We start from the raw sequence: 25,911 nt of genomic DNA on the forward strand, positions 1-25,911 counted from the left end.
CTAGACCGCCGTCAACCGCCCCACCAGCACATTCGCGCCGTACCCGCCCGACCCGGTGTCCGAACCGCCCGAGCCGCCTGAGATCTTCAGCTGCCCCTTCGACCCCGCCGACAACTCACGGCTCGTCACCTGGCCCGCCGTCGTACACGGCACCGACGTCGTCACACCCGTATCGGCCAACGTGAACTCGATGTACGACTCGCCGGAGCCCACGCACACCAGATCCAGGACATAGTCCCCCGACGACACCAGATCATCGAACTCCGCCGTCGAGCCCTCGCTCACCGTCCCCGACCAGACCACCCGCCCGTCCGAGTCCGGCAACTTCCCCTCCGCCACCGACTTGTAGTTGTTCCACTCCGACTCGGTCAACTCCCGCGACGCCGACTCACCCGTCGACGGAACCGAGTCCGGCGTCGCCGAGCCATCGCTGGAATCATCACCGCAAGCGGTCAACACCGCCGCCGTGGCAAGGAGCGCCGCCCCCGTGCGCAGCTTTCGCATCATCATCCGTTTCTTCGGTCGCGGGCTGAAGATCAGCCCGGCAAGATCGGATCAGCATAGGTGGCGAGAGCACGTGCGACGCCCGCCACAGGGCTTGTTTCGCGGCGGCGTGTGAAGCTGTGCCTGTTTTGCGGCAGCGAACGAAACAGCCTTCCAGGTAGGGGATCGGGCTGCGGCCCCGCCGCGGTGCCGAATCTGCGGTGGTGGGTGACCGATCACCCGCCCGGGGCCCGGGTGGCGGGGACTGCCGCGGTGCCGAACCCGCGGTGGCGGGGCGAGCGCTCCTCCGGGGTGGGCGCGGGCGGCGGCCCTGCCGTCCCGTCCGGTGACCGCGACGACACCGCGCGCCCGGACGACCCCTCCCGCGTGAGGCCCCGTCGGGCCCTCGAACACGTCCCCACCCCGCGAAATAAGATCGGTCCGCGACGCCCGCCACAGTCCTACCCGTCAGTAACCTACGATGGCGTAGGTTAGTCCTCCGAGGAGGTGCATCCCCATGCTCGACACCGCCGTCAAGCCCCGCCTGCGCGGCGCGCTGCACGCGCTGGCCTTCCCCGCCGCGCTCGTCGCCGGGCTCGTCCTGGTCGCGACCGGCCCGTCCACGCCCGCCCGCCTGTCGGCGGTCGTCTACGTCCTCGCGTCCGTCTCGCTCTTCGGCGTCTCCGGCTGGTACCACCGCGCCAACATCACCGCGCGCACCGCCGAACTCCTCCGGCGCTTCGACCACGCCAACATCTACCTCATCATCGCCGGCACCTACACGCCCTTCGCCGTCCTCGCCCTCGACGGCGCGCCACGCGTGACGCTGCTCCTCGTCATCTGGATCGGCGCCGCCGCCGGCGTCGTCTTCCGCGTCCTGTGGATCGGCGCGCCCCGCTGGCTGTACACGGCCCTCTACATCGCACTCGGCTGGACGGCCGTGTTCTTCCTCCCCTGGCTGCTGCCCGGCGCGGGCATCGGCGCGAGCATCCTCGTCCTCGCCGGCGGTCTCCTCTACAGCTTCGGCGGACTCGTCTACGGGCTCAAACGCCCCGACCCCTCGCCGAAATGGTTCGGTTTCCACGAGGTCTTCCACTCCTTCACCGTCGCCGCCTACGTCGCGCAGTTCATAGCCGTCGCGCTCGTGGTCTACGGCGCGGGCTGACCCGGCGCACTACGCTCGTTTCCGTGGCCGCACTCACCGTCTCGATCCTCCTCAAGCCCGCCGCCCTCGACGCGCGCCGCGGCATCGTCCGCGTGCACCCCGAGGTCCTCGCCGCCCTCGGCCTCCAGGCTGGCGACCCCGTCCGCCTCACCGGCCAGCGCGCGACGGCCTGCATCGCGCTGACCGCCGACGGCGAGGCCGGGCGCGGCTCGGTCTACGCCGACGACCTGACCCTCGGCAACATCGGCGCCCGCGACGGCGACTCGATCGTCATCGAGCCGGTGACGCTGTCGGGCGCGCGGCGGATCGTCGTCGACGGGCCCGTGGAGGTCGCCGTCGCGGTGACCAGCGACGTGCTGCGGCAGGCCCTGCTGAGCAAGGTGCTCAGCGTCGAGGACAACGTCTCGCTGCTGCCGCTCGACATCGGCGGCGCACCCCGCGACGTCGTCGAGGCGACCCGGCGGTCGCTGTCCAACACCGTCGGCTTCGCCTACACCTCGACCCTGCTGACCGTCGTGGAGTGCGACCCGCCGACGGCGGCGATGGTCACCTCCGACACGGTCGTGATCTGGCGGCGCGGCGGCACGGCCGCCCGGCCCGCGACGGTCGCGCCCGCCCTGGCCGCCGTGCCCGCGCCGGACAGTCCCAAAGAGACGGTTCCCCCGGTCGCCGACCTGGCGGGCCTCGCCGCGCAGGCCGAGCAGCTGCACGAACTCCTCGACCTGGGCTTCCACCACGCCGAGATCCTCGAATCGGTCGGCACGCAGGTGTCCCTGGGCATCCTCGTCACCGGGCCGACCGGCGTCGGCAAGACCACCCTCGCGCGGGCCGTCGCGCACGAACTCGGCGTGCCGGTCACCCACCTGTGGGCGCCCGAGATCGCCGCGCTGACCGCCAACGACGGCGCCGAGGCGCTGCGCCGGGCGACCGCCGCGATGGCGAAACCCTTCGTCCTGCTGGTCTCCGGCGTCGAGGAACTCGCCCCCCGGGACGACCGGAGTCCACTGTCGACGGTGTTCCGTCGGCTCGTGCGCGAACTCATCGCCGCCGGGAACGCCGTGGTGTGCACGACCTCGCGGCCCGAGGAGGTCTCCCCGCTGCTGCGGCAGCCCGGGATCCTCGAACACGAGATCAGCGCGCCCATGCCCGACGCCGCCGCCCGCCAGGCGCTGCTCGGCGTCCTCACCCGCGACATGCGCCTCGCCGACGACGTCGACCTGACCGCCGTCGCCGGCCGTACCCCCGGCTTCGTCGTCGCCGACCTCGTCACCCTCGTCCGTGAGGCCGGTGTGCGCGCGGCAATGCGCGCCAAGGAATCCGGCGCCGAACCCGCCGTCACCGGCGCCGAACTGCTCGCGGCCGCCCAGACCGTGCGGCCCTCGTCGATGGCCGACTCCTCCCTCGAACTGGCCCAGGTGACCCTCGACGACGTCGGCGACATGGCCGACGTCAAGCAGGTCCTCACCGAGACCGTCCTGTGGCCGCTGACCTACCCCGACGCCTTCACCCGCCTCGGCGTCGAGGCGCCGCGCGGGGTCCTGCTCTACGGCCCGCCCGGATGCGGCAAGACCTACCTGGTCAAGGCCATCGCGGGCTCCGGCCGCGCCAACGTGCTGAGCGTCAAGGGCGCCGAACTGCTCACCAAGTGGGTCGGTGAGAGCGAGGCGAGCGTTCGCGACCTGTTCCGCCGCGCGCGCCAGGCCGCGCCGACGCTGATCTTCCTCGACGAGGTCGACGCGCTGGCCCCGGTGCGCGGCCAGTCGACCGACGGCGGCACCACCGACCGCGTCGTCGCCGCCCTGCTCACCGAACTGGACGGCGTCGAGGACCTGCGCAACGTCGTCGTCATCGGCGCCACCAACCGGCCCGACATGGTCGACCCGGCCCTGCTGCGGCCCGGCCGGCTGGAGCGGATCGTCTACGTTCCGCCGCCCGACGCCGGTGGCCGCGCGGCGATCCTGCGCTCGGCCGCGAAGGGCGTGCCGCTGTCGTCCGATGTGGACCTCGACGTCCTCGGCGGCGAGCTGGAGCTGTTCAGCGCCGCCGACTGCGCGGCCCTGATCCGCGAGGCCGCCCTGTCGGCGATGCGCGAGTCCCTCGACGCGACGGAGGTCACCGCCGACCACGTGAAGTCGGCGCGCTCGCGGGTGCGGCCGTCGCTGGAGCCGACGCAGCTGGCGGCGCTGGAGGCCTACGCGGAGGGGCGCCGGGGCTAACGGTCCCGCACGCCGTCGACGATCTCCGCCGTCCTCGGCAGCACCTCGCTCATCAGGACCTCGTGGACCCGCGGGTCCGGGTCGGCGACGCCGCCGGCGAGCACGCTCAGCCGGTAGTCGCGGTCGGCGGCCTCCAGCGCGGTCGACAGGACGACGCCGCTGGTGGTGACGCCCGCGAGGACGAGCGCGGTGATGCCGCGTTCCCGCAACCGCCGGTCCAGGTCGGTCGTCGACAGGGCGCCGATCCGGGTCTTGCGGACGACGAGGTCACCGGGTTCGGGCGCGAGCCGGGGATGGAAGTCCGCGGCGGGATCGTCGTGGCGCATGAGCCGCCGGTCGGCGAGGACGGTGAAGGCCTTGTTGGCCGCCGGGACCGCGGCCCAGTCGGCCTCGGTGAAGGCGACCCGCACGTGCGCGATCGTGCCGCCGTCGGCTCGTGTGCCGGCGACGGCGGCGGCGACCCGTGAGATCAGGCCTTCGGTGTCGGGGAGCGCGGCGAGGATCGCCGGCTGGAAGTCCAGGACGAGCAGGGCGGTCGTGTCGGTCATGGGGTCTCCTCTGCGGGGTGTGTGAAAGGTGTGCGGGGAAGCAGCAGCGGCGTCGCGAGCAGCAGCACGCCGGCCAGTCCGATGGCCGTGCGCGGTCCCAGCAGGCCGCCGAGGACGCCGAGGGTGACGGTGAGCAGTGCGGTCGCGCCCTTCGTCGTCACCGACCAGGCCGACAACGTGCGCGCGACACGATCGGCCGGGGTGCGTTCGAGGCGGAGGGCGGCGTAGACGGGGTTGAAGATCGCGCAGGAGAGGATGAGGCCGAACTCGACGCCCATCACCAGCAGCAGGCCCGGCGTCCCCGGCCCCACGAAGACCAGCCCGACCGGCCAGAACGCGCGCAGTACGCCCGATGTGAGCAGCACCCGGTGGGAACCGAAGCGCCCGGCGAGCGGGCGGGCCAGCCGCGAACCCAGGAGACCGCCGATCGCCGGAACGGCGAAGGCCAGGCCGTACTGCCAGGGCGTGAATCCGAGCCGGTCGAGCATGACGACGGTCAGCAGCGGCTGCGTGGCCATCAGCAGGCCGTTGAACAGGGCGGTGTTGAGGAACAGCGGGCGCAGGGCCGGGTCGGCCAGGATGTGGCGCCACCCGTCGAGCAGGTCTCCGGCGCGCATGCGCCCGCTGCTCGGGCGGGGTTCGGGTTCCCGGCCGCCCGCCGCGCGGATGCCGAGGGCGGACAGCAGGTAGCTGACCGCGTCGGCCACGACCGTCGCCATCAGGCCGAGGAACCCGACCGCCGCACCGCCGAGGGGCGGTCCGAGGATCGTGGCGGTCCAGGTCGTCGACTCCAGGCGGGCGCTGGCCGTGAGCAGGGCCTCGGCCGGGAGGAGGCCTTTCAGGTAGGCGCCGGAGGCGGCCTGGAAGGTGATGTCGGCGGCCGCGACGACGATCGCGACGAGCAGGAGCTGCGCGAAGGAGAGCACGCCGAACGCGTAGGCGGCGGGGATCGTGGCGAGCGCGGCGAACCGGACGAGGTCGGCCCCGATCAGGACCCGCCGTTTCCGGCGGAACTCGATCCACGGGCCGAGCGGTACGGCGACGGCCGCGCCGACCGCCGCGCCCGCCGAGGACAGGACCGCGACCTCGGCCGGGCCCGCGTGCAGCACCTCGATCGCGATGAGGGGGAGCGCGCCGAAGGCGAGCCAGGTGCCGAGGGCGCCGACGCCGTAGGCGGCCCGGAAGCGGCCGAACTCGCGCTCGTTTCTCATCTCGCGTGCCTCCCGAGTCGTACAACCGATCCGTGTCCGAAGGCATCAAAGCGGGGGGCGTGGCCTGCGGTCAAACAACCGGGAAACCGAACGTGCACAACCATTGGTTGTGCGTTTAGGCTGTCGGCATGGATCTCGACGCCGTCCGCACCTTCGTCGCCGTCGCCGACGCCGGGCAGTTCCAGGAAGCGGCCGCCGACCTGTCGGTCACCCAGCAGGCGGTCTCCAAACGTGTCGCCGCCCTCGAACGCGTCCTCGGGGTCCGCCTGTTCACACGCGTCCCGCGCGGCGCGGCCCTCACCATCGACGGGCAGGCCTTCCTGCCCCACGCCCGCGAGCTGCTGCGCGTCGCCGAACGCGCGGTCGCCTCGGTCCGCGCCGGTGCCCGGCCCCTCCGCGTCGACGTGCTGGCCTCCCGCAGCGCGGCCTCGGCCCTCATGCGCGGCTTCCACCGCGCTCACCCCGACGTCGAACTCGACGTGCTGATGCTCTTCGAGATCGACGCGGCCGTCGCCGCCGTCCGCGCGGGCACCATCGACGCCACCTTCCGGGCCGTCGCCATGCCCGGCAAGCCGCTCCCCGCGGACATGGCCGCCGAACGCGTCATCGACGAACCGCTCGAACTGCTCACCGGCCCCGCCCACGTCCTCGCCAACGAGCGGTCGGTGCCCATGGCGCGCCTCGCCGGGCACCGGATCTGGATGCCCGGCATCGTCCCCGGCACCGAATGGGGTGCCTACTACGACGAGCTCACCGCCGCCTTCGGCCTGACGATCGAGGCGACCGGCCCGAACTTCGGCTCCGACGCGCTCCTCGACACGATCGCCGACACCCCCGCGCTCGCGACCTTCATGGGCGGCGGCACCCGCCTCGTCTGGCCCGAAGGCCACGGCCTGCGCCGGATCCCGATCACCGACCCGGTGCCGGTGTACCCGCATTCGCTGCTGTGGCGGCGGGCGAATCCGCACCCGGGGCTCGAAGCCCTGCGGCGGCATCTCGCGGCGACGAGGACCGCGGCGGTCCCGGCGGTGACGTGGACGCCGTCGTGGGCGGCGACCTGAGACCCCGCTGACCTCACCTGAGACTCCCCTGAGATCCACACCCGCCGCCCCCGCCCTCGCCCGTACGGTCTACCCATGCGCAAATGGCTGGCTAAACGCCGCGCCTGGGTCATCGCGGCGGCGGTGCTCCTGGCGGTGGCCGGCGGCGCCTTCGTCTGGCAGCAGGCGACGGGCCCCGGCGGCTTCGAGAAGCACGAGGAGCGGCTGACCGTGTCCTCCGGCCCGGGGCGGGCCGAACCCATCGCCCTCGACACCGCCTTCTACGTCCCCGATCAGACCCCGGCCCCGGCGGTCCTGCTGGCGCACGGTTTCGGCGGCACCAAGGACTCCGTGGACGCCCAGGCCGCCGAGCTGGCCGGCGCCGGTTACGCGGTCCTGACCTACACCGCGCGAGGTTTCGGCGAGTCCGAGGGCACGATCCACCTCAACCAGCCCGACTTCGAGGTCAACGACGCCCGGGGCCTCCTCGACTGGCTCGCCGGGCGCGAAGAGGTCGAACTCGACCGGGCCGGCGACCCGCGCGTCGCCGCCGTCGGCGGCTCCTACGGCGGCGCGCTCGCGCTGCTGCTCGCCGGTTACGACGAGCGCGTCGACGCCGTCGTCCCGCAGATCACCTGGAACGACCTGTCGACGGCGCTGTTCCCGAACAACCTCGCCACCGCGCCGACCGGTCCCTTCGAGACCGATCAGCCCCACGACGGCGTCCTCAAACGCACCTGGGCGGGTCTGTTCTTCGCCACCGGCATGGCCGGGGGTGGCGGCTTCTTCGGCGCCGGGAACGGGGCCCCGCCGGCGGATCCGTCGAAGTACGATCCCGCCTGCGGCCGCTGGGACCCGAGCGTCTGCGCCGTCTACCAGCGCATCGTCGCCTCGGGCGAGCTCGACGAGGAGGCCATGACGCTGCTCGACGGCGCCAGCCCGAAGACGATCCTCGACCGGATCACCGCCCCGACGCTGCTCGTCCAGGGCGAGGCCGACACCCTCTTCGGTCTCGACCAGGCCGACGCCAACGCCCGCGGCATCACCGGCGCGCCCGTCCGGGTCGCCTGGTACGCCGGCGGCCACGACGCCACCGGCCCCGAAGGCGACCGCGACCGCGTCAACCTCCTCACCGGGCAGTGGCTCAACCACTACCTCAAGGGCGAGGGCGACGTCCCCGGCGAATCCTTCACCTACAGCACCGTCACCGGTGTCCGGAACCAGCAGCTGGACATGTCCACATTGGGCTATGTCGCCGACGCCTACCCGGGGCTCGACGGTTCGACGTCGAGCGCCATCGCGCTTTCCGGTCCGCCGCAGGCGATCGCGAGCCCACCGAACGGGACACCGGCCGCGTTGAGTTCGCTGCCGTCGATGGGTTCGCTGTCCAGCCTGGTCAGTTCGGGCCTGTCGCTGGACCTGCCGGGGCAGTTCGCCGCCTTCCAGTCCGAGGCGCTCACCGCGCCTCTGGAGATCACCGGCGCCCCGACGGTCTCGGTCAAGGCGGCCTCCCCGACGGGTGAGGCGACGCTCTACTTCAAGCTCTACGACGTCTCCGACGACGGCGGCGCGACCCTCCCCAATGGACTGATCGCGCCGGTGAAGCTGACCGGCCTGCCCACCGACATCGCCGCGGCCACCCCGGTCCAGGTCCGCCTGCCCGGCATCGCGCACCGTTTCGAGGCCGGGCACCGGTTGCGCCTGGTCATCGCGACCGCCGACCAGGCCTACGCCAACCCCGTCGAGCCGGTCACCTACCAGGTGGCGGTCGACGGTCCGCTGGCCGCGCCGAGCGTCACCGCCGACGTGCTGCCCAGCGAGGACAGCCTCTGGATGATCGCGCTGATCGTCGTGCTCATCGCGATTCCCGGCGGGATCCTGGCGGCGTGGCTCATCGCCCGCTACCGCGGACGCCGCCGTGACCGCAGCGTGCACGCCCCCGACGCCGACACCCCGCTGGTCGTCTCGGATCTGCGCAAGACCTACAAGGACGGCTTCGTGGCCGTCGACGGCGTCGACTTCCGCGTCGAACGCGGCCAGGTCGTCGGCCTCCTCGGCCCCAACGGCGCCGGTAAGACCACGACCCTGCGGACCCTCATGGGCCTGCTGCAACCGACCGGCGGCACCATGACCGTCTTCGGCCACAAGGTCGGCCCGGGCGCGCCGGTCCTGTCGCGCCTCGGCGCGCTCGTCGAGGGCCCGGGCCTGCTCCCGCACCTGTCCGGAATGGACAACCTGCGGCTGTACTGGCGCTCCACGGGCCGCCCGATCGAGGAGGCGCACCTCGACGAGGTCGTCAAGATCGCCGACCTCGGCGACCGCATCGACCGCAAGGTCCGCAAGTACTCGCACGGCATGAAGCAGCGCGTCGCCATCGCGCAGGCCATGCTCGGGCTCCCCGAACTGCTCGTACTCGACGAGCCGACCGACGGGCTCGACCCGCCGCAGATCGCCGAGATGCGCCGCGTGCTGCACGACTACGCGCGCGACGGCCGGGCGGTGCTGGTGTCCTCGCACCTGCTCGCCGAGGTCGAACAGACCTGCACGCACGTGGTCGTGATGAGCCGCGGCCGGGTCGTCGGCGCCGGTGAGGTCGCCGACGTGATCGGCACCGGAACCGGTGCGCGCCTTGAGGACGCGTTCCTCACGCTGGTGGAGAACGTTGGGAGCCGCACATGACCGTCCAGACCGCCGAGCCGCGCGCCGACGGCGCCGCCGCCAGTTACCGGCCCGGCAAGACGCTGACCTTCGCCACGGAGTTCCGCCGGCAGTTCACCCGCCGTCGTACACAGTGGACGCTCGGGCTGCTCGCCCTGTTGCCGCTGGTGCTGCTGATCGCCTTCGAGGTGGGCGGCAGCTCCAGCGAGGGCGGCAACGACGGTGGCGGCTTCGACGCCATGGCCGACCTCGGCACCGCGGGCGCGGCGAACTTCACGCTCTTCGCGATGCTGGTCTCGTCGACGTTCCTGATGGTCGTGGTGTTCGCGATGTTCTGCGGCGACACCGTCGCCGGCGAGGCGAGCTGGGGGAGCCTGCGCTACCTGCTGGCGACGCCGGTCCCGCGCGGTCGGCTGCTGTCGGTGAAACTCGCGGTGGCGCTGGCCTACTGCGCGCTGTCCATGGTCGTCCTCACCGGGATGTCCATCGTGGTGGGTGGGATCGCCTACGGCTGGGGTCCGCTCCGCGCGCCCCTCGGCGGCGAGATCGCCTCCCCGGAGGCGTTGTGGCGGGTGCTGGCCGTCGCCGGGTACCTCGCGGTGACACTGCTGGTCGTGGCCGGGCTGGCGTTCCTGCTGTCGGTGCTGACCGACGCGCCGCTGGGAGCGGTCGGCGGGGCCGTCCTGCTGTTCATCGTGTCGAACATCCTCGACGCCGTGACCGCCCTGGGCGACCTCCGCGACATCCTGCCGACGCGGTATACGACGGCCTGGCTGGGGCTCCTGTCGCCGAGCGCGCAGACCGACGACATGGTGCGCGGCGTGGTCGTCGCCCTGGTCTACGGGACGGTTTTCAGCGCGATCGCGTTCTGGCGCTTCACGCGCAAGGACGTCACGTCCTGAGCTGACATGACGAAGGGCGGGCCGTTTCGCGGCCCGCCCTTCGTCGTTTCCGTCACCAGTACAGGGCGTCCTTGAGGGCCTCGATCAGGTTGAAGTTCGCCGACTCGGTGAGCTGCTCGGTGACGTCCCTGGACTTGTCGGTCCACTCGCCGGTCGGGCCGCAGTGCGTCAGGACGAGGAAGGGGCCGACGATGTCGACGCGGAACCAGTGGGTGTTGTCGATCCGGGCCCGCGCCTTCCAGCGGACGTCGAACTTCTCCGGCATGTCCCAGCGTTTGTCGGTGCTGAGGCTCTCGTCGCGCGGGAAGCCGAAGACCTGGTAGGAGACCTGGTAGTCGCCGTCGGCGCTCATGTAGTAGCCCTCGATGCGGGCGTCGCAGCCGGCCAGGTACTTCTTGGAGGCCTTGTCACGGCCCGCGTCGGGGCAGTCGTCGCCGTGCGTCCAGGAGTCCCCGAGCTCGAAGTCGTGGGTCTCGCCGGTATTGATGTCGGTGAGGATGAGCTCCTCGGCGAAGATCTCCTCGGCTAGCAGCGGCTCCGACCACGGCGGCGCCTCGGACTCGGCGGGCGTGATGGTGGCGGTGTCGCCGCCGCCCGAGCCGTCGCCGGGCCGCGCCAGCGCGACGGCCACGGCGGCGCCCACGACGAGGACGACGAGCCCGATGATCCCGAGGACGACGGCGAAGCCGCGACGTGACTTGGCGGGTGGAGGCGGCGGGGGGAAGCCCCAGGCGGGCGGGGCCTCGCCTGGTGTGAACGGGGGACCCGCAGGGGTGGGTTCGCCCGGCGGGACCGCCGGATCGGCGGGCGCCGGCCGGTGCTGTGGCGCGGCTTCGGGAGCGGCGGACGTATCCGTGCCGGCCATGGGGACGCCGGACTCGGCGGAAGGGATCGGCGCGGGCACGGCCGTGTGGGAGGCCGGGGTCGCCGCCTGCTCGTCCGGAGCCGCGGTCGCCGCGGGAAAGGCGATCGCGGTGGTCGGCGGCTCGGGTTCGGCGGCGGGAACCGGTGGCCTCGCGGGCACGGGGGATCCAGGGGGTGTTGCGGGCATCGGGCGACCTCATGTGCTGGGCGATGTCGATCGGCGTTGTCCATCGGCATCGTCGATCTGGGCGCCATCATCATGCCTCACACACCGGTGGTCACCGCCAGTGGAATACCGCCACATGATCGGCGTGGAAGTAGTGCAGCAGCTCCTCGGCGTCGGACACGATCGTCTCGTCGTCGCTGTCGATCGCCGCCGAGGTGACGATCAGGTACTCCTTGTTCGCGTCGACGCTCCCGCCCGACATCTTCGCGTCCACCGAGGTCCCCTCCGGCTGGAACGCGTAGGACGTCCAGTCCAGGCGGTAGGCGGCGTCCTCGGCGGCGGCGGCGTCGCCGAAGACGAGCACCTGCTCGGCGAGGAGGGTGTGCCCGTCCTTCGAACGGTAGGCGCCTTCGATGCGGTACTGGCAGCCGAGTTCGATGAGCTCGTCGGCGTCACCGCTGAACAGCGCGGCCGAGCCGCAGTCGCCGTGGTCCCAGCTCTCGACCTTCTCGGCGAAGCCGGTGGCCTCGCCCAGCCGGAAGTCCCAGTCGCCGGCGTAGATCTCGTCGGCGTGCAGCCGCTCCTCGAACGGCGGTGCCGGGACCGCGACCGGCGGGTCCTCGCCGAGCGGGTCGCCGGGTTCGCGCGGGTTGCCGCCGTTGACCAGGAACAGCCCGAGGATCGCCACGACCGCCAGGATCACCGTCCCGAACACCGCCAGCAGCACGATCGGCCCACGCTGCGGCCGCGGTGACTCCTGCTCGACGTGGACGCCGAGCCACGCCCGGTCCACGGCGTCCGGCCCGGGCGCGTACGTCGGCGGCTGCGGCGGCAGGATCTCCGGCGCGTGCTCGGGCCGACTGCCCAAGCCGGACTGCGGAGGCTGCGCGGGGTCGGTCACGAAAGCTCCTCGTTCGACGGCGGTTGCCTAGACCGATACTGCACCATCGGCGCTCCCGGCGGCACGGCTCACCGCGACGGGACAGCGTGAAACCGCCCGAACACGCATCATGGAGGACAACGCCCACGGGGGAGGTCGTTATGACCACAGACAATCCACGTCCGCACCGGCGACGCCCGCTCACCATCGCGATCGGCGCCGCCGTCGCGCTGGTCGTCGCGGCGGCGCTCTTAGTTCCGCGACTGCTCGCCGACGACGCGACACCGGCGGCCGACACGACGCCGAGCGCGAGCCCGTCACACACCACCGAGCTCACCGCCGACGTGTTCGCGGCGGCACCGGAGCTCATCCGTCCCGGTGAGACCGAGTCCTTCGACAGCGTCGTCCGCGAGGACACCTGGGAACACGCCGAGTGCCCGGTGAGCGGTGCGGCCGCCGAAGGCTGCCACCGGGCCGTGGAGGCGCTCTTCACCACCGCCGACGGACAGTTCCGAATCACCGCGCTCGTCCTCGCCTACGACGACAAGGACCGGGCGACGGCGGCCTACGAACTCATCAACCTCGAAGACCGGGCCGGTGACGTGTTCGACTTCCAGCCCGAAGCGCGCCAGGACGGGCAGTACTGGTGGAAGCTGAGCCGGCTGCGCGTCTTCGTCGTCGCCACCACCGCCGGCCGCGCCGACGGGCGCGACCTCACCGCGGAGCAGGACGAGCGGGCCGACGACCTCGCCGGCGCGCTCGGCGAGCACATCTCGGTGTACCTGCGCGAGCACTACGCCTGATCCGCCGTACCGGGCGCGCTCCCGGGCGGGGTCTCACGAGATCAGGCCCGGGAGCGCGGCCGCTCCTCGTCCCATCGCGCCATCAGCAGCGGCAGTTCCTTGTCCATCCACGCGAAGAAGTCGTGCATCTCCTGGAGCCGCGCCCGCCGCTCCCGCGTCGCGTCCGACAGGATCTCCAGCCCTTTCGACGTGACCTCGACGAACGGCGCGTACTGGTTGCTCTGCACGGCGACCAGGTCCGACATCGCGTCGTTGCGGGCCCGGAAGTAGTCCTTGCGGTCGCCGGGCCGCGAGGAGCGGATCACCCACTTCGACGTGGTCAGGAACCGCAGCGCGTTGCTGATCGACCCCTTCGACGCCTGGAGCGTCTCGGCGATCTGGTTGAAGGTCTGCTCGGCCGGGTCGCAGATCGTCAGCCACGCGATGACCCGCCCGGTCATCCGGACGAGTCCCATGCGCTCCAGCGAGAGCGCGAACTCCTCGACGAAGGCGAGCTCGTCATCGGTGGCGCCGACGGGTTCGGTGTGTTCGGTACCTGCCATGGGTTCAGTATCCCCTTGCGCCCGAAGTGCTCCACGGCCGATGATCACCGTCACCCGACCACACACGGAGACCCGGTGACACCGACCCTCGACCTCGCGCGGCGGCTCGTCGCCGAGCAGTTCCCGCACTGGCGCGAACTTCCGCTGACCCTCCTCGAACCGGCGGGCAGCGACAACGTCATCTACCGCCTCGGCGAAGACCTCGCCGTCCGCTTCCCGAACGAGTGGGCCGCCGGCCAGGCCGCCAAGGAGAACCTCCTGCTCCCGCGACTGGCCCCGCACCTGCCGCTCGCGATCCCCGTCCCCGTCGGACTCGGCGTGCCCGCGCTCGGTTTCCCGTGGCACTGGTCGGTGTCGCGCTGGCTCACCGGCGACACCGCCACCGTCGACGGTCTCGCCGACCCGCCGACGGCCGCGGCCGAGCTCGCCGGGTTCCTGAAAGCCTTGCGGGGCTTGCCGACCGACGGCGTCGCGCCGGACACCGGCGACCCGCTCGCCGAGCGCGACCGGTCGACCCGCGAGGCGATCGCGGCCGTGGCAGGCGTCTTCGACAGTGTGGCGCTGACCGAGGTGTGGGAGGACGCGCTGGCCGCTCCCGCCTGGGCGGGACCGCCGGTGTGGCATCACGGCGACATGCACAACGGGAACCTGCTCACCGTCGACGGCCGGCTCGACGCCGTCATCGACTTCGGCGGGCTCGGTGTCGGCGACCCGGCCGGTGACCTGGTCGTCGCCTGGACGCTCTTCGAGCGCGAGGCCCGCGAGGTCTTCCGCGCGGCCCTCGGCGTCGACGACGCGACGTGGACGCGAGGGCGCGGCTGGGCGGTCTCCACCGGCCTCAACGCCTATGTGGCCTACGCCGCCACGAGGCCGAGCGTGGCGGAGAACACGACCAGGCAGATCGGGTGGGCGCTCAGCGACCGGCCGCGGCGACCAGACGCGCGGCGGTGACCTGGGCGGCGGCGGCGGGGATGGCGCTGACGGCGTCGAGGGCGGCGGGGCTGTGGCCGTGTTCGGCGGCGGTCGCGTAGAGGTCGAGGGCCAACGCGACCGCGGCGTCGCGGTCGCGGGCCGGGAGGCGGCCGGCGGCGTGGGCGGCGTTGCGGACGATGGCGTCCTGTTCGTCTTCGGTGAGCCGGTAGGGCGTGGGGGCGTCCATGTCCGCGAAGGTACGCGGGCCGTGCCCGTCGAACCGCGCGTTTCGCACGGGATCGGCCTGTTCGGCGCCGGGTACGGAACGAAGATCCGGGGGCGAGGGGGACGGTCGGCGGGGGATGCGGTCCGGACGGCGGCGAAGCACCACGGACAACGGAGGAGCGGGCGGGTGTCGGCGGTCACGGACATGGGGCCACAGGTCCCAAAAGCAAAGGTCCCCGGTCACGAATGACCGGGGACCTTTGTCACGTTGGTCGGGAGGTCGGCATCACCACAACGCCTCCGACGTTGCTCGCCGCACCGCCAAATCAGCTGGTACGAACGGTGGTGCTGCAACCTCCCGCACCGGGTATTCTGCGCTCGTTTCGCTTGCGGGTCAAGGCTTAGGACCCCTCGCCCAACAGACGGGAATCCGACAGTAACCCGTTCCCGCCGGATGCACGTGCTAGCCGAGCAGTCCCGCTTCGCGCACGGCCTTCAGCGACGGCCTCACCTGGTGCGTCGGCGCACCTGCCACGGCGTCAAGGGTCTTGAGTCCCTCACCGGTGTTGTAGATGACGGTTTCGGCCTCCGGGTCGAGCTTCCCCGTTTCGAGGAGTTTCCGCAGAGTCGCGACCACGACACCACCCGCTGTTTCCGCGAATACGCCGGTCGTGCGGGCCAGAAGCCTTATGCCGTCACGGATCTCATCGTCCGACACGAAGTCCATCCAGCCGCCCGTGCGAGTGACGGCCTCGATGGCGTAAGGCCCGGCGGCGGGATCACCGATGTTGAGGGACTTGGCGATGCCGGTCGGCTTCACCGGCGTGATCACGTCCGTGCCGGCGTGCAGGGCCGTCGCGATCGGATTGCACCCGGCCGACTGGGCACCGAAGACCCTGACGTTCCGGTCGTCGACCAGACCGATCTCGGCGAGCTCGGTGAAGGCCTTGTCCACTTTGGTCAGGAGCTCGCCGGAGGCCATGGGGATCACGACCTGCTCGGGGAGCCGCCAGCCGAGCTGCTCGGCGACCTCGTAGCCGAGGGTCTTGGAACCCTCGGCGTAGAACGGGCGGACGTTGACGTTGACGAAGGCCGTCGTCTCGAACTCGTCGGTCTCGGTGAGTTCGGAGCACAGGCGGTTGACGTCGTCGTAGGAACCCTCGATGGCGATGAGTTCGCCACCGTAGACGGCCGAGGCGGTGACCTTCCCGGGTTCGAGGTCGTAAGGGATGAAGACGATCGACGGGACCCCGGCGCGAGCGGCGTGCGCGGCGACGGAGTTGGCGAGGTTACCGGTCGACGCGCACGCGAAACGGTCGAACCCGAGCTGCGACGCCGCCGTCAACGCGACCGACACGACACGGTCCTTGAACGAGTGCGTCGGATTGCCCGAGTCGTCCTTGACCCACAGTTTCCTCATGCCGAGCGCGGCCGCGAGATTCCGGGCGTCGATCAGCGGGGTCATGCCGGGATCGAGACTCACCCGCGTCGCCGGGTCGACACCCGCCGGCAGCAGCGGGGCATAGCGCCAGATGTTCTGCGGGCCCGCCTCGATATCGGCGCGGGTGACCTTGGCGAGCTTGTCGAGGTCGTAATCGACTTCGAGGGGACCGAAACACTCCCAACACGCGTGCTGAGCAGCGATCGGGTACTTGGCCGAACAGTTCCGGCAGACAAGACCGATCGCCGGACTACCGGTGAAGGGCACAGTGGGTGCGGACATAAAGAGAGGCTCCTCCCTCATCTTCCCCGCGCGAACGCGGGACGGAAGTGGCACCTTCCGCATGCCCGAAGGGCGGCGGTGGTTGCCGGAGCGTCGCAGGGCCGTGTCCCTCAGCTCCTCTGGATGAGTACGGGAGGAGTGTAAGGCAGACAGGGGCGGGGCTGTAAAGGGCCGCGTCACGGGGTGGGACGTGGGTCACTCTGTTGGTTTTGGCGGCGCGAACGAAACCGCCTGAGAGGCAGGGGGCGGGTTCGGCCCGCCGCCGGTGCCGGGTTCCCGGGGTGGGTGGGGGAGCGAGACTCGCGCCTGGTGGCCGCCCGAGCCCCCACCCATCACCGGGAGCCGTGCCCTCACCCCAGGTCGATCACGTCGCTCAGTCCCGGCCCCGTGTCCAGCAGCGTCACCGGCGCGCCCGTCGCCTCCTCGACCTCCGCCATCAGCGCCCGCACCTCACCGGTGATCGCCGACGCGTCCCGGCGGCCGCGCATCGCCGGGTCCAGGTGATCGCAGAACGTCAGCGCGATCTGGGTCGGGCCGTTCAGCATCGCCGCGTACTCCAGCAGCGCGAAGTCCAGCCGCGACGCCTTCCGCCGTGCCCGCCCGGTGTGGACGCCGTACTCGGCGATCCCGCGCGCCTCGGCCTCCGCCGCCGACATCTCATGCGGCAGCGGCCCGCCGCCAACACGAGTCGGCATCGCCTTGACAACCATGACCACGTCGGTGAGCAGCCGCCAGTTGAGCCCGACGTCCTCCATCGCCGCGGCGGTCGTGCAGTTCCCCGACGTCGTGTACGGGTAGTCGTCGCTGAAGTGCAGCGACAGCATCGTCCCCTGCGACCCTTCGATGAGCACGCCCCCGTCACCGGCCGCGAGCTTGTTGACCTCGCGCGCCACATCGACGACGTACGGCGCCAGTTCGGGCACGTCGCGCGCCTGCCGGGCCCGGCGCATCGCGAACTCGGCGCGAGCCACGCCGTTGCCCGTGCACGTCGAGCCGACGGTGCCGCGCAAGTGCTCGTCGGCCTCCTCGGCGGCGATGTGCTCGGGCGTGATGACGGCGCAACGGCCGTCGACGAACGCGCGACCGGCCAGCCCGAAACGCTCGACCTCCTCGGCGAAGATCCCCGGATCGACCAGCACGCCCGGCCCGACCGCGGCCCGCGTGCCGGGGTTGACCCAGCCCGTCGGCAGCTGCCGGGCCTTGAGCAGCACGCCGTCGTCGAGGGTCACGCTCGCCCCGGCGTTCGTGCCGATCCCGGCGCGGACGGCCAGGGCCGCGTCGTCACGCCTGGCCAGGTGCGCGCAGGTCTTGCCCTTGCCCGAGTCGCCCCACAGGGCGTCGACGATCACGGTGGCGCTCACGCGCGTTCTCCTTCGGTCAGCAGGGATGCCTCGCCGGCACCGAAGCCGACGATCGAGATGAGCCGTTCGGCCTGCTCGGGAGGCAGCAGGCGGGTGCGCAGATCGACCAGGTGCGGCCCGAACTCCGCTTCCAGGGCCGGTCCGAGCCGGTCGAAGATCGCCGCGATGTAGGTCTCGTCGCGGATCAGTTTCTCCACGACGCGCACCAGCGCGGGATGGCTGGTGAAGACCGCGCCGGGCGGGTCGTCGAAGGACGCCACGAGCGCCGTCGAGTAGTCGACGGCGACGGTCAGGAGGTTCCCGCCGACGGTCCGCGCGGCCGGTTCGTGCCGGTACACCTCGCCGAACAGCTCCTCCTCGCTGTCTCCGAAGACGTTGACGACGACCTGACAGCCCGACTGCGACGCGTACCGCAGCGGCCCCGCCAGCCACGCCAGGTCCTCGGCCCACACGCACGCGGCTACGCGCTCGCGGGCCTCGCCGACGAGCGTGACGATCCGGTCGGTGATCTCCTCGCGCTCCCGCAGGGTGAACGCGACCTGCTCCTGGGGGACGGTCAGCGCCGACAGCTCGGTGATGAGCGCGTCGGCCCGTTCGGCGGTCTGGCGCTTGATGCGGCCGAGCACCTCGGCGGGCGGATGCGCGACGAACTTCGCCGGCGTGTCCGCGGTCGCCCGGGCGATCACGTCACGGTCGGTGAGGGAGGCGAGGACCTGGTACACGTTCGCGCGTTGCAGGCCGGTGGCCTTCGCGAGCTCGTATCCGGTGGTGAAGGGCTGTCTCAGGAGCGCGATGTAGACGCGCGACTCCTGCGTCGTGAAGCCGAGGGCGGCGAGGCGTTCGATCACGTTACGTCACGCTAGCAGAAGAGTAGTAGTGAACACAACTACGGTCTTGGCTCGCTTAATTCGGTGGCGGCGGCGTCACGGCGCCGCGATGCTACGACCATGCGCATCGAAGCCCTCCACGTCGACGACGACGCCGCCGTTCGCGAACTGGCGGAGCTTCGGCGCGCCGTGCTCGCCCACGACGAGCCCGAGCACCCCGGCGCCGACGCCGAGGTACTCGCCGCCCTCCTGCGCGCACCGCGGCCGGGCAACGACTTCCAGCACTGGATCGTCCGCTCCGGCGACAGCCTCGTCGGCTACGCCGAACTGATGCTCCCGCAGGTCGAGAACCGCACGTCGGCCCAGCTTGAGGGCCATGTGCACCCCGATCACCGCCGCCGCGGGATCGGCACGGCCCTCTACCGCCACTGCGCCGCACAGGCCGTAGCCGAGAAGCGCACGCGGATCTCCGCACACACCACCGGGCACGTGACGGGTGGAAAGTTCACCCGGACCGAGCCCGGTGTTTCTTTTCTGTCCGCCATGGGCCTGACCCGCGTCCTCGACGAGGTCCGCAGTGGCCTCGACCTCGCCACCGTCGACGACGCGGTGCTCGACCGCCTCAACACCGAGGCGTGGGCGAAGGCGGCCGAGTACGAGCTGCTCACCTGGATCGACCGCGCGCCCGAGAGCCTCGCCGAAGGCGTCGCCTACCTCGAAGGACGCATGGGCACCGACGTCCCCACCGGTGATCTCGACATCGAGCCGCAGCGTTTCGACCTCGCGCGCTGGCGGGCCATCGAGGACGTGAGCGTCAGGCGTCTGCGGACCACCTACTACGCCGCCGCGCGGCACGTCGACACCGACGAGGTCGCCGCCTGGACCGGCGTGGTCGTGCCCCGGCGACCGCGTTCCCTCGGCCACCAGACCACCACGATCGTCGACCCGGCCCACCGCGGCCGCCGTCTCGGGACGCTCGTCAAGCTCGGCAACCTCGCCCGGCTCCGCGCCGACGAGCCCGAGCTGCGCTCCGTCGAGACCTACAACTCCGTGCACAACACGCACATGATCGCCATCAACGAGGCCATGGGGTTCGTCGTGCACGACCTCGCCGCCCATTTCCAGGGGGACCTCTAGCCATGCCCGAACTCGACATCACCCTTCTCGACCTCGACGACGCCACCGTCGTCGGTGAGTGGTTCGCGCTGCGGGAACGCTCCTTCGCCCTTGACCTGCCTGACGACCCCGCCCCCGACCGCGACGACGTCATCACGAGCATCACCCACCCTAGGCCCGGCCTGGTGCCCGAGGAATGGGTCGCGCTGCTCGACGGGCACGTCGTGGCCTCGATGCGCCTGGGCTTCCACACCATCGAGAACCGGCACATCGCCCAGGTCGGCGGTTGTGTCGACCCCGGCCACCGCCGCCGCGGCATCGGCCGCGCCCTGTGGAACCACGCGCTGGACCGTATGCGCGCCAAAGGATGCACGGTCGTCCAGGCGACCGCCTTCGTGCCGGCCGAAGGGGGCGCCGACCGCGACCGGAACGGTTCGGACTTCCTGACCGCGATGGGCGCCGAGGTGAAACTCCACGAGGTCCGCCGCCGCGTCGAACTGTCCACTGTGGACGAGGAGGCGAACGGCGCACTGCTCGCCGACGCCTGGAACCACGCCGAGGGCTACGAACTGCGCCGGTGGGTGAACTTCACCCCCGCCGACCTCATCGACGACGTCGCCTACCTCGACGGCCGCGTCCTGACCGACTCGCCGACCGGTGAGCTCGACGTCGAGGCGTTCAAGGTCGACGCCGCCCGAGTCCGCGACGCCGAGGCGGCCGCCGCCGCGCGGCGGCGCGTCGGGATCCACGTCGCCCTGGTGCACGCCGAATCCGGCCGCGTCGCGGCCTGGAGCTGTCTCGCGCACGGCGCCGACCACAAGGGGTTCGCCAGCCACGGCGTCACCATCGTCGACCCCGATCACCGGGGTCGCCGCCTGGGAACGGTCGTGAAGCTCGAACTCCACCGCTACGCCAAGGCCGTCACTCCCGGGCTGCGCGTGGTGGACACCTACAACGCCGCCGACAACGGCCACATGATCCGCATCAACGAACTCGTCGGCTTCCGCCCGCTGGACGCGGTCGCCGAATTCCAGGGAGATGTGAAGCCATGACCACTGTGGACATCCGCCCGCTCGATCCGGCCGACGACGCCCACGTCCGCGCCATGTTCGACATCAAGCACGCCTGCTGGGCGGCCGATCTGCCCGACAACGTTCCGCCCGACCTCGACGACGAGCGGATGGCCCTGACCACCGCGTGGCCCGGTCAGGTCAACGAGGACTACCTGGCCTGGCACGACGGCCGCGCCGTCGCGCACCTCAACCTGGAGTTCTCCACCCTGGAGAACCTTGAGAACGCCTGGGCCTGGATCGCGGTGCACCCCGAGTTCCGCCGCCGGGGCATCGGCCGGACCGTGTGGGCGCACGCCAACATCAGGGCCGCCGACCAGGGCCGCACCCGAATGGGCGCCACCGCGTGCCAGCCCGAAGCGGGCGGGATCCCGCGCGGGACAGAGGGCCTGGCGTTCCTCGACGCCATGGGCCTGTCGCCCAAGCTCGCCGAAGTGCGCCGCCGCATCGACTTCACGGCGGTCGACACCGAGGCCATGGACGGCCTGCTCGCCGAGGCATGGACGAAGGCCGAGGGCTACACGCTGCGCAAGTGGGTGAACAACGCGCCCGCCGAACTCGTCGACGGGCTCGCCTACCTCGACGGCCGCCTGGTGCTCGACGCGCCGATGGGGGACCTCGACTACGAGGCGCCGAAGGTCGACGCGGAACGCTTCCGCGCCGCCGAGGCGACCGCCGACAAGCGCGGGCGCACGCGCTACAACGTCGCGATGGTCCACGAGGAGACCGGCACGGTCGCCGCCTGGACCTTCATCGCGACGGCCCCGCACCACCGCGAGCGGGGCTTCCAGGGCATCACCATCGTCGACCCGGAACACCGCGGGAAGCGGCTGGGGACGGTCGCGAAGCTGGAGATGCATCGCTGGATCCGTGCCGAGGACCCGGATCTGACCAGTGTCGACACCTGGAACGCGCGCAGCAACGCGTACATGATCACGATCAACGAGCAGATCGGTTACCGAGTCGTGGACTCGTGGGTCGACTATCAAGGGGAAGTAGCAAAGCCATGACCGACATCAAGATCTCGACCCTGTCCGCGACCGATCTCGCGGGCATCGACCAGTGGCTGGACACCATCCAGAGTTCCTGGCGCGTGGACCTTCCACTGTTCCCGGCGCCGTCCAAGCCGAACCTGATGATCAACCTGATGCTGCCGACGGAGTCGACGCGCACCGAGTACCTGACGGCCATTGTGGACGATCGGGTGGTGGGCGTCGCCGAGGTGAGCTTCCCGCTCAAGGACAACCTCCACCTCGTGGAGTTCGAGCTGGACGTGCATCCCGAGTACCGCCGCCGCGGTGTCGCCACGGCGCTGCTGCGACGGATCGAGGAGCTGGGCGCGGCCGACGGCCGCCGCACCTACATGATCTACGCGCCCGACCGGATGCGCGAGGACTACCCCGAGCACGTGGCGGGCAAGGCCCTCCTGGAGAAGAACGGTTACGTCAAGGGCCTCGACGAGGTCCGCCGCACCGCCGACCTCGACCTCGTTCCCGCCGCCGAGCTGGACGCCATGCTGGCCAGGGCGTGGGAGAAGGCCGAGGGCTACGAGCTGGTGCAGTGGGTCAACCACGCGCCCGACGACGTCGTCGACGGGATCGCCTACCTCGACGGCCGCCTGCTCCAGGACGCCCCCATGGGCACCCTGGACATGGAGCCGATGAAGGTCGACGCCGAGCGGATCCGGGAAGGCGAGCGCCGTTCCGACACCCGTGGTTCCCTGCGCGTCAACACCGTCGTGCGGCACATCGAGAGCGGGACCGTCGCCGGCTGGACCGACATCGTCGTGCACGCCGGTGTGGAAGAGCACGCGTGGCAGGGGATCACCATCGTCGACCCCGATCACCGCGGGCACCGGATCGGCACCATCGTGAAGATCGTCAACCACCGCTTCGTGCGCGACTACCGACCGCACGTCAAGTACGTGCACACGTGGAACGCCGAGGAGAACGACTTCATGATCAGCATCAACGAGGCGATCGGCTACCGCGTTCAGGAACGCTGGGTCGCCTACCAGAAGAAGGTCTGAGTACTCACGATGAGCAACGTGGAGCTGGTGGAGATCACCACCGACTCTCCCGCTGATCTGATCGACGCGTGGGTCGCCGTTCGCACGGCGGCCCACGCGGTCGACGAGATCAACACCGCGCTTCCCTGGCGGGACAGCAACGTGGGCGGGCTGGCGCATCCCGTCCCCGGCGGCGTCGCGCTGGTCTTCCTGCTCCGCCGCGACGGCGAAGCCGTCGGGCACGCACGGATCGGGATGCCGACGCAGTCGAACACGACGGTCGGCTGGATCGCGCTCGGCGTCGTGCCGGAGCTGCGCCGGCAGGGGATCGGGCGCGCCGCGCTCGACCTGCTGTTCGCGCGGCTGCGTGCCGAAGGCCGCACCCGCGCGATGAGCGATGCCGCGCTCGCGCTGCCCGACGGCGTCCAGCGCGACGAGGCGGGCGCCGCCTTCCTCGCCGCGACGGGATTCCGGCAGGTCGGCTCGGAGGTCCGCCGCGACATCGACCTGTCCACCGTGGACGTCGACGTCGAGACCCGCCTCCACGAGGCCGCCCTGGCCAAGGCCGGGGAGGACTACGAGGTCGTGCGGTTCACCGAACCCGCGCCCGAGGAGTACCTCGGCGACCTCGCCGTGATGAACGGCAGGCTCTCCGAGGACACCGCCGGTTACATCGAGAACTGGGAACCGGCGCCCTTCGACACCGACAAGATCATCGCCTACCAGGACGCCGCGGCCGCGAGACTCTTCCGCCGCCACCACGTCGCGGTACGTCACAAGCCCAGCGGGCATCTCGTCGCCTGGTCGTTCCTGGCCGTCGTCGCCGAAGACGGCCGCCACGCCGACCACGAGATCACCGTGGTGATCCCCGAACACCGTGGGCACCGCCTCGGCGTGCTGGTCAAGACCGGGCTGCACCGCTACGCCCGCGAGACCGAGCCGAACCTGCGCTGGATCCAGACCTGGAACGCCGCCGAGAACGGTCATATGATCGCGATCAACGAGGAACTGGGCTTCGAGCCCATCGAGACCTATGCGGAATACGCGAAGGACCTCTGACATGGAGATCACCCGACTCGACAACGGCGACACCCAGGCCCTCGACCAGGCGCACGCCACGGCCGAGGCGGCCTTCGCCGTCGACCGGCCCGGAGTGCCACTCGTCGCCCGCGACTCCTTCGGGACGATGCTCACCGTGCCGCGCCAGGGCGCGCTGAACGTGACGGTGCTCGCCCACGTCGACGGGAAAGTCGCGGGTTACGCCTTCATCGAGATGTTCGAGAGCGACAACAGGCACCTCGCCGAAGTCTGGGGAATGGTCGCGCCCGAACACCGCCACAAGGGTGTCGGACGCGCGCTGCTCGACGGTGTCGTCGAAGTCGTCAAGGAGCACGGCCGCGACACGATCGTCACCGACGTCCACATCCCACTCGGCGAGGGCGGGCTCGGAAACCGGGACGGTGAGCGCTTCTGTGAAGCCGCGGGCTTCACCGCCGCCAGCTCCGAAGGCGCCTACCGCCTCGACCTGTCCACAGTGGACGACGAGGTCGTGGAGACACTCCGCCGCGAAGCCTGGGCCAAGGCCGAGGGCTACTCGCTGATCCAATGGTCCGACGGGATCGCCGGGCCGACACCCGACGAGGTCCTCGAAGGGATCGCCGAACTGCTCAGCAGCTTCTACGGCGACACCCCGACCGGAACCCTCGACGTCGAGGAGCTCGCGTACACACCCGAACGCGTGCAGGCCGACAACTCCCGAGCCGCCGCACAGAACCGCCGGACGGTCAACACGGCGATCCGGCACGACGCGAGCGGCGAGGTCATCGCCTGGACGAAGATCCACGTCCGCCCGAGCGCACCGCACTACGGGATGCAGGGGATCACGATGGTCCGCAAGGACCACCGGGGGCATCGCCTGGGGATGGTGCTGAAGACGGAGAACCTGCGGCGGTTGCGGGAGGTGGCGCCGGAGGTGGAGTTCGTCGACACCGGGAACGCCGACGACAACGCGCCGATGCTGGCGGTGAATACGGCGTTGGGGTATCGGGGGTTGCAGGCGGGGACTTATTACCAGTTGAAGGTTTGAGGGGGTGGGGGTTCGGCCGCTGTGCTGGGGGTTGTTTGGTTGCGGTTCACCCGCTCCACCGGGACCCCTGCGTCTCTGAGGTCGGGTGCGTTGCCGGGGCTCTGCCCCGGACCCCGCAAGGGGCTTCGCCCCCTTGACCCCCGGCCTCGCTCGGGAGACGGGGGGTGCCTTAGCTATCGCCGGTCGGGCGGCTGGGGTGCGGGCTGAGGTTGTTGGGCGCATGCGTGTCTCCGTCTTTTTCGGCCGGTCAAGGGGACACGAAGAACCTGGGGCAATCAAGGGAAAGAGCGCCCTTGACAGCCCCAGAACCTTCGTGTTGCACCAATCCCTGGCCGAAGCGACGGAGACACAGGTTAGTGGTGGTGAGGGGTGTGTCGCGCTGCGCGCGACCCCAGGGGCTAGTCCCCGAGGGTCACGGTCGTGTGGTGGGTAGTGCGTCTCGGCGAGCGCGGGAACACACCGTGAGGTCAACACCACCCGCGCTCGCTATGGTTCCCGCTGTCTCGGCACGTTCCCCCGCGCTCGCCCAGACCCCCGCCGTCTCGGCACAACCCGCACGTGCCTAACCCTCGCTGTCTTGGCACAACCCGCACGTGCGCAACGCCCGCCATCTCGGCACTTTCCCGCGCTCGCCCGGACCTGCTGTCTCGGCACTCCGCGCGCTCGCCCAGACCCTCGCTGTCTTGGCACAACCCGCACGTGCGCAACGCCCGCCATCTCGGCACTTTCCCGCGCTCGCCCGGACCTGCTGTCTCGGCACTCCCCGCGTTCGCCGTCCCTGCGTTCGCCGTCCCCGCGTTCGCCGTCCCTGCGCTCGCCGTCCCTGCGTTCGCCGTGCCTGTGCTCGCCGTGTGCCGTGTCGCTGACCGAGACCACTCCTGCGTCAGGGCGTGCGGGTGGTGTTGATCTCGCGGTGTGTTCCCGCGTTCGCCGAGACGCACTACCCACCACACGACCGTGACCCTCGGGAGCCAGGCCCCCGGGGTCGCGCGCAGCGCGACACACCCCGAGGCGTCTACCTGTGTCTCCGTCGCTTCGGCCGTTGATTGGACGACATGAAGGTTCTGGGGCTGTCAAGGGCGCTCTTTCCCTTGACTGCCCCAGG

Annotated in this window: 24 protein-coding genes and 1 riboswitch; of the genes, 13 read left to right on the forward strand and 11 right to left on the reverse strand. The window is 71.1% G+C overall.

The features are described 5' to 3' along the window. Nucleotides 1-504, reverse strand: coding sequence for a DUF6023 family protein (locus tag HNR73_RS35535; RefSeq protein WP_184792450.1), 504 nt, complete (start codon nucleotides 502-504; stop codon nucleotides 1-3). A 496-nt stretch (nucleotides 505-1,000) separates the two neighbouring features. Here HNR73_RS35535 and trhA point away from each other — a divergent pair, with 496 nt between their 5' ends. Continuing rightward, entirely contained in the window at nucleotides 1,001-1,648 is a 648-nt protein-coding gene (trhA, locus tag HNR73_RS35540; protein ID WP_184792451.1) for a PAQR family membrane homeostasis protein TrhA, read from the forward strand. 23 nt (nucleotides 1,649-1,671) lie between these two features. Beyond that, entirely contained in the window at nucleotides 1,672-3,864 is a 2,193-nt protein-coding gene (locus HNR73_RS35545; protein WP_239122298.1) for an AAA family ATPase, read from the forward strand. Here the strand turns inward: HNR73_RS35545 and HNR73_RS35550 are convergent. Further along, on the reverse strand, nucleotides 3,861-4,412 hold the full coding sequence (locus HNR73_RS35550) for a cysteine hydrolase family protein (RefSeq protein ID WP_184792453.1): 552 nt from the start codon (nucleotides 4,410-4,412) through the stop codon (nucleotides 3,861-3,863). The genes HNR73_RS35545 and HNR73_RS35550 overlap by 4 nt on opposite strands. Beyond that, nucleotides 4,409-5,623, reverse strand: coding sequence for an MFS transporter (locus HNR73_RS35555; protein ID WP_184792454.1), 1,215 nt, complete (start codon nucleotides 5,621-5,623; stop codon nucleotides 4,409-4,411). Before HNR73_RS35555 ends, HNR73_RS35550 begins: the two co-directional genes overlap by 4 nt. A gap of 128 nt (nucleotides 5,624-5,751) precedes the next feature. Between HNR73_RS35555 and HNR73_RS35560 the strand changes: the two genes are divergently transcribed. The 3 genes from HNR73_RS35560 to HNR73_RS35570 all read left to right on the forward strand — a co-directional run bounded on the left by HNR73_RS35560 (nucleotide 5,752) and on the right by HNR73_RS35570 (nucleotide 10,223). Next, nucleotides 5,752-6,684 (forward strand): LysR family transcriptional regulator, encoded by a 933-nt coding sequence (locus HNR73_RS35560; protein WP_184792455.1) that lies wholly within the window; start codon nucleotides 5,752-5,754, stop codon nucleotides 6,682-6,684. A 75-nt stretch (nucleotides 6,685-6,759) separates the two neighbouring features. Continuing rightward, nucleotides 6,760-9,342, forward strand: coding sequence for an alpha/beta fold hydrolase (locus HNR73_RS35565; protein WP_184792456.1), 2,583 nt, complete (start codon nucleotides 6,760-6,762; stop codon nucleotides 9,340-9,342). Beyond that, complete coding sequence (locus HNR73_RS35570; protein ID WP_184792457.1) at nucleotides 9,339-10,223, forward strand: ABC transporter permease; 885 nt, start codon at nucleotides 9,339-9,341, stop codon at nucleotides 10,221-10,223. Before HNR73_RS35565 ends, HNR73_RS35570 begins: the two co-directional genes overlap by 4 nt. Before the next feature lie 52 nt (nucleotides 10,224-10,275). Here HNR73_RS35570 and HNR73_RS35575 read toward each other — a convergent pair whose 3' ends face one another. Both HNR73_RS35575 and HNR73_RS35580 read right to left on the reverse strand, forming a co-directional pair. Then, the gene (locus HNR73_RS35575; protein WP_184792458.1) at nucleotides 10,276-11,247 is read right to left on the reverse strand and encodes a hypothetical protein; all 972 of its coding nucleotides are present in this window, start codon (nucleotides 11,245-11,247) and stop codon (nucleotides 10,276-10,278) included. A 118-nt stretch (nucleotides 11,248-11,365) separates the two neighbouring features. Beyond that, nucleotides 11,366-12,154: a hypothetical protein gene (locus HNR73_RS35580; protein ID WP_184792459.1), complete on the reverse strand. Its 789-nt coding sequence runs from the start codon at nucleotides 12,152-12,154 to the stop codon at nucleotides 11,366-11,368. A gap of 140 nt (nucleotides 12,155-12,294) precedes the next feature. On the opposite strand from HNR73_RS35580, the gene HNR73_RS35585 reads away from it, so the two are divergent. Next, nucleotides 12,295-12,936 (forward strand): hypothetical protein, encoded by a 642-nt coding sequence (locus tag HNR73_RS35585; protein WP_184792460.1) that lies wholly within the window; start codon nucleotides 12,295-12,297, stop codon nucleotides 12,934-12,936. A 41-nt stretch (nucleotides 12,937-12,977) separates the two neighbouring features. Here the strand turns inward: HNR73_RS35585 and HNR73_RS35590 are convergent, their stop codons facing one another. Then, entirely contained in the window at nucleotides 12,978-13,478 is a 501-nt protein-coding gene (locus HNR73_RS35590) for a GbsR/MarR family transcriptional regulator (protein ID WP_184792461.1), read from the reverse strand. A gap of 75 nt (nucleotides 13,479-13,553) precedes the next feature. Here HNR73_RS35590 and HNR73_RS35595 point away from each other — a divergent pair, with 75 nt between their 5' ends. Further along, nucleotides 13,554-14,429, forward strand: coding sequence for an aminoglycoside phosphotransferase family protein (locus tag HNR73_RS35595; RefSeq protein ID WP_203686765.1), 876 nt, complete (start codon nucleotides 13,554-13,556; stop codon nucleotides 14,427-14,429). Here the strand turns inward: HNR73_RS35595 and HNR73_RS35600 are convergent. From HNR73_RS35600 to HNR73_RS35615, 4 genes are all read right to left on the reverse strand, one after another. Further along, a complete protein-coding gene (locus tag HNR73_RS35600) occupies nucleotides 14,392-14,637 on the reverse strand; it encodes a hypothetical protein (RefSeq protein WP_184792463.1) in 246 nt (81 codons plus the stop codon). The genes HNR73_RS35595 and HNR73_RS35600 overlap by 38 nt on opposite strands. Before the next feature lie 441 nt (nucleotides 14,638-15,078). Continuing rightward, entirely contained in the window at nucleotides 15,079-16,338 is a 1,260-nt protein-coding gene (gene thrC, locus HNR73_RS35605; protein ID WP_184792464.1) for a threonine synthase, read from the reverse strand. A 14-nt stretch (nucleotides 16,339-16,352) separates the two neighbouring features. Continuing rightward, a riboswitch (SAM riboswitch) is annotated at nucleotides 16,353-16,468 on the reverse strand. Nucleotides 16,469-16,688: 220 nt separating this feature from the next. Continuing rightward, the gene (locus tag HNR73_RS35610) at nucleotides 16,689-17,699 is read right to left on the reverse strand and encodes an adenylosuccinate synthetase (RefSeq protein WP_184792465.1); all 1,011 of its coding nucleotides are present in this window, start codon (nucleotides 17,697-17,699) and stop codon (nucleotides 16,689-16,691) included. Then, complete coding sequence (locus HNR73_RS35615) at nucleotides 17,696-18,547, reverse strand: TrmB family transcriptional regulator (protein WP_184792466.1); 852 nt, start codon at nucleotides 18,545-18,547, stop codon at nucleotides 17,696-17,698. Before HNR73_RS35615 ends, HNR73_RS35610 begins: the two co-directional genes overlap by 4 nt. 63 nt (nucleotides 18,548-18,610) lie before the next feature. On the opposite strand from HNR73_RS35615, the gene HNR73_RS35620 reads away from it, so the two are divergent. Genes HNR73_RS35620 through HNR73_RS35645 form a run of 6 tightly spaced genes read left to right on the forward strand, consistent with a single transcriptional unit; the run spans nucleotide 18,611 to nucleotide 24,806 of the window. Further along, complete coding sequence (locus tag HNR73_RS35620) at nucleotides 18,611-19,663, forward strand: GNAT family N-acetyltransferase (protein WP_275414583.1); 1,053 nt, start codon at nucleotides 18,611-18,613, stop codon at nucleotides 19,661-19,663. Between the two features lie 2 nt (nucleotides 19,664-19,665). After that, a complete protein-coding gene (locus tag HNR73_RS35625) occupies nucleotides 19,666-20,694 on the forward strand; it encodes a GNAT family N-acetyltransferase (protein WP_184792468.1) in 1,029 nt (342 codons plus the stop codon). After that, nucleotides 20,691-21,722: a GNAT family N-acetyltransferase gene (locus HNR73_RS35630; protein ID WP_184792469.1), complete on the forward strand. Its 1,032-nt coding sequence runs from the start codon at nucleotides 20,691-20,693 to the stop codon at nucleotides 21,720-21,722. Before HNR73_RS35625 ends, HNR73_RS35630 begins: the two co-directional genes overlap by 4 nt. Further along, the gene (locus tag HNR73_RS35635) at nucleotides 21,719-22,741 is read left to right on the forward strand and encodes a GNAT family N-acetyltransferase (protein ID WP_184792470.1); all 1,023 of its coding nucleotides are present in this window, start codon (nucleotides 21,719-21,721) and stop codon (nucleotides 22,739-22,741) included. The genes HNR73_RS35630 and HNR73_RS35635 overlap by 4 nt, the downstream gene beginning before the upstream one ends. A gap of 9 nt (nucleotides 22,742-22,750) precedes the next feature. Further along, complete coding sequence (locus tag HNR73_RS35640) at nucleotides 22,751-23,779, forward strand: GNAT family N-acetyltransferase (protein WP_184792471.1); 1,029 nt, start codon at nucleotides 22,751-22,753, stop codon at nucleotides 23,777-23,779. Between the two features lies 1 nt (nucleotide 23,780). Continuing rightward, nucleotides 23,781-24,806, forward strand: a complete 1,026-nt coding sequence (locus HNR73_RS35645; RefSeq protein WP_184792472.1) for a GNAT family N-acetyltransferase — start codon at nucleotides 23,781-23,783, stop codon at nucleotides 24,804-24,806. A gap of 467 nt (nucleotides 24,807-25,273) precedes the next feature. On the opposite strand, the gene HNR73_RS41295 is transcribed toward HNR73_RS35645, so the two are convergent. Next, nucleotides 25,274-25,759 carry a pentapeptide repeat-containing protein gene (locus tag HNR73_RS41295; protein WP_184792473.1) on the reverse strand — a complete coding sequence of 162 codons (486 nt, stop codon included), beginning with the start codon at nucleotides 25,757-25,759 and terminating at the stop codon, nucleotides 25,274-25,276. Nucleotides 25,760-25,911 lie beyond the last annotated feature (152 nt).

This window comes from Phytomonospora endophytica, assembly GCF_014202425.1.
Taxonomy (GTDB): domain Bacteria; phylum Actinomycetota; class Actinomycetes; order Mycobacteriales; family Micromonosporaceae; genus Phytomonospora; species Phytomonospora endophytica.

Bases quoted from the DNA above. Each gene is read 5' to 3' on its own strand.
- HNR73_RS35535 (WP_184792450.1), bottom strand. From the start codon at position 504: ATGCGAAAGCTGCGCACGGGGGCGGCGCTCCTTGCCACGGCGGCGGTG.
- trhA (WP_184792451.1), top strand. From the start codon at position 1,001: ATGCTCGACACCGCCGTCAAGCCCCGCCTGCGCGGCGCGCTGCACGCG.
- HNR73_RS35550 (WP_184792453.1), bottom strand. From the start codon at position 4,412: ATGACCGACACGACCGCCCTGCTCGTCCTGGACTTCCAGCCGGCGATC.
- HNR73_RS35555 (WP_184792454.1), bottom strand. From the start codon at position 5,623: ATGAGAAACGAGCGCGAGTTCGGCCGCTTCCGGGCCGCCTACGGCGTC.
- HNR73_RS35560 (WP_184792455.1), top strand. From the start codon at position 5,752: ATGGATCTCGACGCCGTCCGCACCTTCGTCGCCGTCGCCGACGCCGGG.
- HNR73_RS35565 (WP_184792456.1), top strand. From the start codon at position 6,760: ATGCGCAAATGGCTGGCTAAACGCCGCGCCTGGGTCATCGCGGCGGCG.
- HNR73_RS35570 (WP_184792457.1), top strand. From the start codon at position 9,339: ATGACCGTCCAGACCGCCGAGCCGCGCGCCGACGGCGCCGCCGCCAGT.
- HNR73_RS35585 (WP_184792460.1), top strand. From the start codon at position 12,295: ATGACCACAGACAATCCACGTCCGCACCGGCGACGCCCGCTCACCATC.
- HNR73_RS35590 (WP_184792461.1), bottom strand. From the start codon at position 13,478: ATGGCAGGTACCGAACACACCGAACCCGTCGGCGCCACCGATGACGAG.
- HNR73_RS35600 (WP_184792463.1), bottom strand. From the start codon at position 14,637: ATGGACGCCCCCACGCCCTACCGGCTCACCGAAGACGAACAGGACGCC.
- thrC (WP_184792464.1), bottom strand. From the start codon at position 16,338: ATGTCCGCACCCACTGTGCCCTTCACCGGTAGTCCGGCGATCGGTCTT.
- HNR73_RS35625 (WP_184792468.1), top strand. From the start codon at position 19,666: ATGCCCGAACTCGACATCACCCTTCTCGACCTCGACGACGCCACCGTC.
- HNR73_RS35630 (WP_184792469.1), top strand. From the start codon at position 20,691: ATGACCACTGTGGACATCCGCCCGCTCGATCCGGCCGACGACGCCCAC.
- HNR73_RS35635 (WP_184792470.1), top strand. From the start codon at position 21,719: ATGACCGACATCAAGATCTCGACCCTGTCCGCGACCGATCTCGCGGGC.
- HNR73_RS35640 (WP_184792471.1), top strand. From the start codon at position 22,751: ATGAGCAACGTGGAGCTGGTGGAGATCACCACCGACTCTCCCGCTGAT.
- HNR73_RS35645 (WP_184792472.1), top strand. From the start codon at position 23,781: ATGGAGATCACCCGACTCGACAACGGCGACACCCAGGCCCTCGACCAG.